Genomic DNA, 6,575 nt, shown 5'->3' with positions numbered 1-6,575 from the left:
GCTGCAGGGCTGTTCCTTGATGAAAGACAATCGGTTAGAAGACATGGGGAATGATGATTAATGCGGGCATACCTCTATAAGACCTTTATAGAGACTTGCCCGTGTTTCTGTGCATTGCCTTGTGGGGGTAAACCGTGCCATCGCTTGTGTCTCGCCGTTTCACCGAGCGTCCGCGCTCACGACTTCTGTTTCGAGCCGCTCTCGCGTCTCATCTTGCTTGATCCAATGGGATTAGAATGAAAAATTCCTCTAATGAATTCAACCAGTTCGTTCTTTTCTCGGAAGAAGAAAACCGGCAATTGGACCAGAGGGCGACTGTCCGTGAAACGCGCGGGAAGCCGGTAGCTTACGTGCCTTGCCTGGTGCGCAAGAAGGAAGTTCAGCTTAAACCAGAAGAGCGCACCCGGCAGCTTTGGTTGGCGCGGCTGATCGAGCAACTTGGCTACCCTGCTTCGCGGATTCAGGTTGAGTATCCGATTACATTTGGACGGGATAGCTCCAAGCGCGCCGATATCGTCGTCTTTGACGCAGACCGCCCGACGGTGCCTTACATCATCATCGAAGTGAAGCAGGGCAAGCTTCGCGATGGCAAGGAACAGCTTCGGTCCTACACCCACGCGACGGGCGCTCCCTTGGCAGTGTGGAGCAATGGCATTCTGGCGGAAGTCTGGCACCGTAAGAACCCGAATTACTTCGTTCCCATTCACCATCTCCCACGCGCGAACCAGACGATAGAAGATATCGTCGATCAGCCTTGGACCATCCAGACCCTTATCGAGAAGGAGAATGAGAGGGAGCGCGAAGGATCCAAGGCTCGGTCCTTGCGGGAATTGATCGTGGACATGGAAAACGAGGTGCTGGCGAATGCTGGTGTCGATGTTTTCGAAGAAGTGTTCAAGCTGATCTTCACCAAGCTCTATGACGAAATGGCCACTCACCGTGGTCAGCACCCCTATCTGCGATTCCGCAATACCAATACCGCTGCGCAGCTCAAGCGCGCTATACAGGACTTGTTTGACGAAGCAAAGAAGAAGTGGCCCGGTGTCTTTCTTGAAGACGAGCGCATCCGGCTATCTCCCGACCATTTGCAGGTCTGCGTCGGTTCTCTGGAAGAATGGAAGCTGTTCAACTCCAATCTCGACGTGGTCGACGACGCCTTTGAATACCTCGTCAACAAGTCTTCGAAGGGCGAGAAGGGGCAATATTTCACGCCGCGTTGGGTGATCGACATGTGCGTGAAGATGCTGAACCCGCAGGAGCATGAAACCGTAATCGATACCGCCTGCGGATCGGCGGGTTTTACGGTGCACACAATGTTCCACGTCTGGCGGCAGATCATCGCGGACATGGGGCTTCAGGAAAGCCATCTGTTCACGATGGACCAGAAACCGCCGCGTTGCGAAGACTACGTGCGCGACAAGGTGTTCGCTATCGACTTCGATGAAAAGTCCGTACGCGTATCGCGCTGCCTCAACCTAATTGCAGGTGATGGCGAAACAAACGTCCTGCACCTCAACACATTGGATTGGACCAAGTGGGACGAGACAGTGAAGCAGGACGAATGGTCTGACACTTATGGCGACGGGTGGCGACGGTTGCGCAAGCTGAGGGCCAATCCCCGCCAGACAGACTATCGGTCCTTCGGCTATGACGTGCTGATGGCCAATCCACCCTTCGCGGGCGATATCAAGCAGTCGGACATGCTGTCGCCCTATGACCTGGCTCATAAGAAAAATGGCAAGCTGGAACGCGCCGTAGGCCGCGACCTGCTGTTCATCGAACGCAATCTGGACTTCCTGAAACCCGGCGGGCGCATGGCCGTGGTGCTGCCGCAGGGACGCTTCAACAACTCGTCCGACCAGCGGGTGCGCGAGTTCATTATGGAACGCTGCCGCATCCTCGCCGTGGTGGGGCTGCACCCAAACACCTTCAAGCCACACACCGGCACCAAGACGAGCGTTCTGTTCGTGCAGAAGTGGAACGACGATCCAGCCGCCGGACCACTATGCCCGAAGGTGGAGGACTATAACATCTTCTTCGCAACGCAGCAGGTCGAAAGCGTCAACAACTCAGGCGAAAAGGTCTATCGGCGCCGGGACGATGGAACGCTTATGCGTGATGCACACGGCCACTTCATTGTCGCTCACGATCTCTACAATCACGAAGGGCTGACACACGACGGGATAGCCGAGGCTTTCCAAGAGTTCGCGGCACAGGAGCACTTCAGTTTTTTTCCCCTCGCCCCTTCGACAGTGACCGCCTAAGCGCACTGTTGAAGGGGCTGGAAGCCTCGATAGCTTCGGTTCAATCATTCACAAATGACTTGCGGATAGACGCTCAGTTCTTCCGCAAAGCCTATCTAAGTGAGGATCAAGCGCTTCATCAGCACAACCTGGTAGCCATTGGCAACTTTGCTTTCGTCACGGATGGCCCACATGGCTACCATGAGGTCGATGAGCAATCACCTATTGCAATGCTTACAGCTAAGTGTGCGGCTAATTGGTTTGCCGACAGAAAAAACGCAGATACCATCGCAAAGTGGGTAGACGATACCAATAAGCGCTCGTCGTTGGTTGTGGACGACATTATCCTCTCCACGCGCGGTACAGTTGGCAAATGCGCTTTGGTCACTGAGGAGGCGTTGCCGGCCAACCTTGATCAAGACGTGGCACGCATTGCTTTGAACGACGATGCGCCTTTTTGTCCTGCGTTCCTTATTGCCTATCTCAACTGTCGTTTCGGGCAGGATCACATCGAGCGGCATTCCTCAGGTATGGTTCAGCAAGGCTTGTCACTGGCCAAGGTGCGTGCAATCCCAGTGCCCGAGTTGTCACAAGCGGTGCAGATGCGGATTGCAGATACTGTTCAATCAGCCTTGGATCGCAGGCGTGAGGTGGCTCAAAAGCAAACTCTCGCTGAAGAAACGCTCCTTGCAGCGCTGGGGCTGGCGGACTGGACGCCGCCGGAACCGCTCAGCTACTCCGCCCGCGCCAGCGACGCCTTCGCCGCCGGGCGCTTGGACGCCCGCTTCTTCGCCCCGCGCATACAGGCGCTTCTCGATATCCTCGGGCGCGACGGGCGCAGCTTAGGTGACCTCGCGCGACCCCGCCGTCAGAAGTTCCGCCCGCAGGATTGCGCGAACTTCAACTACATCGAGATTGGCGATATTGATGATGCAGGCGCGGCCACCAGCACGCCGCTTCCCTGCGACGAAGCCCCCAGCCGCGCCACATGGCATGTGCGGCCCGGTGATATCATCACCTCGACCGTGCGACCCATCCGCCGCCTGTCGGCTCAGATCGCCCCGGAACAGGACGGCTATGTGGCTTCCTCCGGCTTCGTGGTGATCGACCCGTGCCAGGCTGCCCCAGAGCTGTTACTGACTTTCCTACGTCTGCCGGTCATCTGCGAGTTGCTCGACCTCTACGGCAGCGCCAGCATGTATCCCGCGATCACGGACGCTCACATCTTCGGCCTGCCGTTCCCGCAGATCGACGCAGCGGTGGAAACGCAGATCGTGGCTAACATCCGTGATGCGAGGAAGGCGAAAGCCCAAGCTGCCCAGCTTCTCGAAGCCGCCAAGCGCGCCGTCGAGATCGCTATCGAAGACGGCGAATCTGCCGCTTTGGACTGCCTAGACTCTCTGAAGGAGACAAGCTGATGGCTCTCGAACCGGAAAGCGCCCGCAATTGGCGAAAGCAAGCGCAGTTCGATTACATTGGCCCCTTTGTGAAAGCGTGGGCTGCCTTTAATGCATGGTTCCGGGAACTGTCGGGCGAATGGCAGGATGCGCGAGGAATCGAATACGTCTGTTCTAGAGATAATCTTGTGAAGAACACTGCCTGTCCGCTTTTGCGTGGAAATAGCGAGCGCGCAGCAGATTTCAAATCGAAAATTGGCGCACTGCACAACTGCTTAGAAGCCTATGACCTAAATAAACGCGATAGGGACGGAAATATTTCTCCGATTAAATTCACATCCGTTTGCATTAGCAGGTGGGACGGAGCTCCAGTTCGTTTTGAAAGCAGAGGGATACACTACCAGGTTATCAAGCAGAATGGCAGTTGGATCTCGACCATTCGTGGACAGAACGGCAACGAAACATTCCGGTTTGAGCAACAGGAGTGGGACTTGGCCATTTTCGAGGCTTCCGCCCGCTTCCGTAGGCTGACGGGCAATAAAGGACCATTTATGCGGCAAACATACCTGCGCGCTAATCCACGCCCTATTGTCAACCTCCTCGAAGGGGAAGCTGCCCCCATTGAAGCGGGCAACATAGTTTTTCGATGCAGCCCGGAAGACTTATTCACCGGTCTCATTACTACAATCTATGATATGCGTAACTGCCTTTTACACGGAGAACTTAGCCCCAACGAGCGGGCTTTGCGCTGCTATGACCCGGCCTTCTGGATATTACGCGAGTTTCTTGATTTTGCAGACGCATGAAGCCAAAATTTGAGAATTATTATCAGAAGTCAAATTTTCATTAATTTCCCAAATTGCTCCCTAAGTTTAATTACTGATGATCGATGAAATTATTCTAACGTTTAACGAGGTAGCTTTTGGCGCCACGCCCGCTTCCTTCCACGGAATAGCTAACTCCAAGCCTTCTCAAATCATCGACAATCGCTCGCTTCTTTCGCAGAGCGTCCTTTAGATTGGCGGTTTCGGTCGATGTGAGACCTACCTCCTTTGCGATGGCAGAGATTAGATAGCGACCCGGTGATTTGTTTCTCATCGCGGTCACTATAGCAGCACTCGGCGAGGTTCTTTGCTTGGTTTGGCATCCAGGACCATCCAGGTCATACACCCAGTCGCGTATCACCGCGCCGGTAAAGGCCTCGCGAATTGCGCTCTCGACATCTCTTCCAACAGAGGTATTCGGCAGCGTCACAAACACGTCGGTCGGCAAACAGTTGCCCTCTTCATCGATCACTTTGCGACTGCGCGGGCGGCCCAAGGCCTGGATCACCTGTGCGGCAATCGACATCACCTCAAGTCTGTGACGAATGGCCTTTGCTTCCTTGGATCGAAGCCACTCTTTTGTTTGAGCACCTCTCAACGCGAAATAAATGTTCACCGGCCATGCTCGATCCCGGAAACTCAGGCCAAACAGTACTGCCTTGTTGCAGTCGCGAAAGTCGTTGAGGCCGTCGAGGCTGCCCCAATGTCCAGTTAATGCAATCTCCTCAGGGAGGTGCTTTCTTGCCAGTGCCTCGGTCGCCAGATGCGTTACCACCATCCACTTGTCTCCTGGCTTAGTGTGCTCGGAGACGAATTGCGCCAAGTGTCTAAGCCGCGCTTCACCAGCTTCGCGCATTGCCTCCTTGCCAATGCCGCTGGAGCGGAGGATGTGAATCGTCAAGTTTCGATAGCTTCGCACCTTGGGAAGCGGAACAAGCTTGGCGCGCCGGTAGTCCAACACGGGATCTTGGTTCGCGGTTGCATTCAGCACTACGGGTGCAAAGAAATGCGGCACCTTCTCTTTTCCGGTGGTTAGAGTCTTACGCGAACCTTGAATCGAGAAGAGTGCCCAATGCCGATATAGCTGGATGATCGCAGAGAGGGTCTCCCATACATGCTGCAGTTCCGCATTCTTGCTATCGGGATCGTTCCAAACTGGGTGGTATGACGATACGGATTTCAAGTCCGACACCATTTGGCGGAAGAGTATCTCCAGCTCATCTATCTGCCCGCTGGAAAGTGGATCTTGCTCGCTCCATATGGGCGAAATCTCTTCAACACGGCTTGAGACAGCCTTGAAGAAATCGAGCATTGATGAGACTGCGGCGAAAGCCTGCCGATGCTTTGCCTTAAACTCCGCAGAGACGCGAAGCCCCAACACCCGGTGCAATGAACCTTCGTCAACTGAATGGAATTCAACTGCATTGGCCAAGGCCTCATCGATGATAACGAGGCACCGACGCCCGCCTTCCCAGCTCCCGTAGGCGTCGACTATCCCAGAATATGATTGTGCCCAGGACTGCGTGACAGCAGCATGTGTAATCACTACCACCGGGAAATGCCGGCATTCTTGCAAGGTGACCGCGTTGGACGAGTGTCGCGTAATGGCAGCCTCGAAGCCGGCAAGCTCATTAATCGTGCGTGCGGCGTCCTCGCATTGCTGAATGGTTCGAGCGACGAAGAGACCGCCAATTTGTAGCGGCGGTGAAAGTTTTCTGGAAGTCTTTGCCATCATTGCCAGGTACAGCAACGCGCCTTGTGTCTTCCCGACGCCCATCTCGGGCGCTAAAACCTGCCATGCTGGAGCAATTGAGAGGGCGCTTGCCTTCATATTCTGTTGGATTGCCAGGTGGAACGTCTCCCCCATCCTGGTCCAAAGCTCCCGGAAGGCAGGACCGGAGACATTGCCCAACTTCAAAGTCCACAACCGCTCCATTTCAGCGGCGAAATCGGATGGCAATACTGTCATTGAGTGTCGTGATTTGCGATCTTGCTCCATCTTAATGCAGGCAAGTCTCTATAAGGGTCTTATAGAGGTTTGCCCGCATTAAATTTGTGCAGTTCATATGCCATATTACCGTATGGATTCAATCAAAGACCAGCCTTGTAGT

4 protein-coding genes are annotated in these 6,575 nt (G+C 54.7%); 3 read left to right on the top strand and 1 reads right to left on the bottom strand.

Annotated features, from left to right (window positions below; all coding sequences use genetic code 11):
• The first annotated feature begins 236 nt into the window (after positions 1–236).
• The 3 genes from JYP46_RS21965 to JYP46_RS21955 are packed head-to-tail and all read left to right on the top strand — an operon-like array spanning position 237 to position 4,446.
• The gene (locus JYP46_RS21965; protein WP_206549366.1) at positions 237–2,264 is read left to right on the top strand and encodes a type I restriction-modification system subunit M; all 2,028 of its coding nucleotides are present in this window, start codon (positions 237–239) and stop codon (positions 2,262–2,264) included.
• Between the two features lie 8 nt (positions 2,265–2,272).
• Positions 2,273–3,661: a restriction endonuclease subunit S domain-containing protein gene (locus tag JYP46_RS21960; RefSeq protein WP_206549365.1), complete on the top strand. Its 1,389-nt coding sequence runs from the start codon at positions 2,273–2,275 to the stop codon at positions 3,659–3,661.
• A complete protein-coding gene (locus tag JYP46_RS21955) occupies positions 3,661–4,446 on the top strand; it encodes a hypothetical protein (RefSeq protein WP_206549364.1) in 786 nt (261 codons plus the stop codon). The genes JYP46_RS21960 and JYP46_RS21955 overlap by 1 nt, the downstream gene beginning before the upstream one ends.
• A 94-nt stretch (positions 4,447–4,540) precedes the next feature.
• On the opposite strand, the gene JYP46_RS21950 is transcribed toward JYP46_RS21955, so the two are convergent.
• On the bottom strand, positions 4,541–6,433 hold the full coding sequence (locus tag JYP46_RS21950) for a hypothetical protein (RefSeq protein ID WP_206549363.1): 1,893 nt from the start codon (positions 6,431–6,433) through the stop codon (positions 4,541–4,543).
• Between the last annotated feature and the right edge of the window lie 142 nt (positions 6,434–6,575).

The organism is Nitratireductor aquimarinus (assembly GCF_017255295.1).
Lineage (GTDB): Bacteria > Pseudomonadota > Alphaproteobacteria > Rhizobiales > Rhizobiaceae > Nitratireductor > Nitratireductor aquimarinus.
This window is presented reverse-complemented; position numbering and strand designations above follow the sequence as displayed.

Coding starts and splice junctions, on each gene's coding strand:
- JYP46_RS21955 (WP_206549364.1), top strand. CDS start 3,661: ATGGCTCTCGAACCGGAAAGCGCCCGCAATTGGCGAAAGCAAGCGCAG.
- JYP46_RS21965 (WP_206549366.1), top strand. CDS start 237: ATGAAAAATTCCTCTAATGAATTCAACCAGTTCGTTCTTTTCTCGGAA.
- JYP46_RS21950 (WP_206549363.1), bottom strand. CDS start 6,433: ATGACAGTATTGCCATCCGATTTCGCCGCTGAAATGGAGCGGTTGTGG.